Origin of the sequence: Bacillus sp. FJAT-47783, assembly GCF_022808615.1 — a bacterium.
Taxonomy (GTDB): domain Bacteria; phylum Bacillota; class Bacilli; order Bacillales; family Aeribacillaceae; genus Bacillus_BZ.
On sequence record NZ_JAKZKS010000055.1, the window covers coordinates 1 to 2190 of the forward strand.

Annotated in this window: 1 protein-coding gene; it reads right to left on the reverse strand. The window is 42.0% G+C overall.

Annotated elements, in window-relative coordinates; genetic code table 11:
- Positions 1-94 precede the first annotated feature (94 nt).
- Positions 95-1531: a group II intron reverse transcriptase/maturase gene (ltrA, locus tag MLD65_RS17865; RefSeq protein ID WP_243293171.1), complete on the reverse strand. Its 1437-nt coding sequence runs from the start codon at positions 1529-1531 to the stop codon at positions 95-97.
- Positions 1532-2190: the final 659 nt, after the last annotated feature.

Genomic DNA, 2190 nt, shown 5'->3' on the forward strand with positions numbered 1-2190 from the left:
ATAGAGTAGGGTAACCTCTTTCAAGGCTACCCCCTCATCAAACCGTACGTGCCCTATTAAGGCATACGGCTTACCAACGTGTTCCTTATCATCATCAGTAGGTTGCTAATCGTTGGGCATAGTTCATTTTCCGGACAAGAGTAGAAGTAAAATATTCTTGTCCTTTTTCTTTTGCTCTTTGTAACTTCCTCCGATACTTCTTTTGTTGTTTTTCTTTCATATGCTGAATGTAATCCTCTACGGTATGGCCAAACTGTTTCCCATAGTAATATTGGTAGGTAGAAACAAGACCAATCCGTGCGAAGTACTCAATGTTCCATTTAGTACACATTGCCCAGCCTTTACGTTGATTGGGGTGGTTATGAATCATGGCGACTCTCAACCTTCTTCGGATGTAAGCATCTATGGCTAAAAGTTCTTTCTTGAAGGTGTTGTAGTAACACCTTAGGAAATAGCCATTCTCTTCAAATTGTTTGACAGCCTCCCATAAAGTCAAGAAATAATTTACTTTCCCTCGTATGACTGGGTTTACTCTTACCAACCAAATCTCCTTACTTAACGTCAGCGTCTTCTTCGTTTTCATTTTGATTTTCTGACGAAAGTCTTTCCAGTGGCTCTCTTTTGGTTTCGCTATATAGTAGGGTTTACCATCTTTCTTACGCTTTCTCCAGTGCTCAAATGTGAAGCCGAGAAAGTCGAAGTCATCTTGCCTAAAGTCAACAATCTTGGTCTTTTCGATGGAGATTTCAAGACCTAATTCGTTTAACTTCTCTTTTGTGACTTTCTCTGCCCTTTTGATCTCTTCTTTTGTTCTGGCAAAGAGTAGAAAGTCGTCAGCGTATCTCACAAAACGAATGCCGTGGATGTCGAGTGTCCAGTCTAGTTCATTGAGGTACAGGTTTGCCAATATTGGTGAGATGACTCCACCTTGTGGTGTTCCGGAATCTACCGTGTGATAGGTTCCTTCTTCCATGTAGCCAGCCTTCAACCATTTCCAAATCATATCTAAGACTGTTCCATCTGCGATATACTTGTTGAGTACTTTCATGAGCTTTTTGTGTGGAATATTGTCAAAGAATCCTTTAATATCACAGTCATAGATATAATTGTATCCTTGTTCAATGTTCCACATGATGAGTTGAAGTGCTCGTTTAACGCCACGGTTTGGGCGGTATCCACAAGACCAGGTATGAAAGACGAGATCTTCACATTTTGGCTCAATGACATTGACAACCGCCTGTTGGACAATGCGGTCTTCAATGGTTGGAATACCTAGAGGACGTTTCTTCCCATTCTTTTTCGGGATATAGACTCTACGTACAGATGATGGTGTGTATTCTTTAGCTTTTAACTTTTGTAAGAGGTTGTCTAGATTTTCATCTAAATTCCTCTCATAACTTTCGAGCGTTTCCCCATCTACACCACCAGCACCTTGATTTGCTTTTACTTTCTCCCATGCCGTTTTGATTTTACGGTCGAAGAGAATTTGTCCATAAATACTATGCCATTTCCGTTTCAACTCTTGATTCAAAGCACATTCCACACCTTTCTTTGTGTACATTCAGTTCGTTTTTACCGAAGTAGCGTTTTCTGTTATCATTACACACCTTTACAGATGTAGAGCCACGAGGTCGTTCCCCTTCCGTTCATGTATTGTTTGGTCAATACACTACTCCCGTACTATGAGAACGTCTGACTTCTCCCCCCACACTGCACCATTTCGGATTGCCCTTATAGATACGTGTCCTTTCGGTAAGGTGGAGATCTCATGGGGTCATCGTACCTTCCTTCTAAACATACCCATCACCATCACTTGATAAGCTGTCTTTATCCAGCTGATATGTGTGAATAAAGACCATGTTCGCTTTTATTCATTGGAACAGGACTTCCCGTTATTTGCGCACAGTCGTCAACTTATCCAGCCGCCGTGCTTTACACTTCATGCATTTGGGTCTGCTTATCCGACTACGGGTCTCTCAACTTTCCGCATCTCCTTCAGACACTACCTCACGATAATGCCCTAGATTAGTCTTCACTAGATGTATCAGCACTCTAGTGGAAGGACTCTCACCTTCGAGAGAATGAGCCTTCCAGGATTCGGGAGCCGTTTTTACCTTAGGTAACGTACTCCAACCTTTAACAACTCACTCAGTGTAATTGGCTTACACTAAGTACGACTGCCCATCGCAC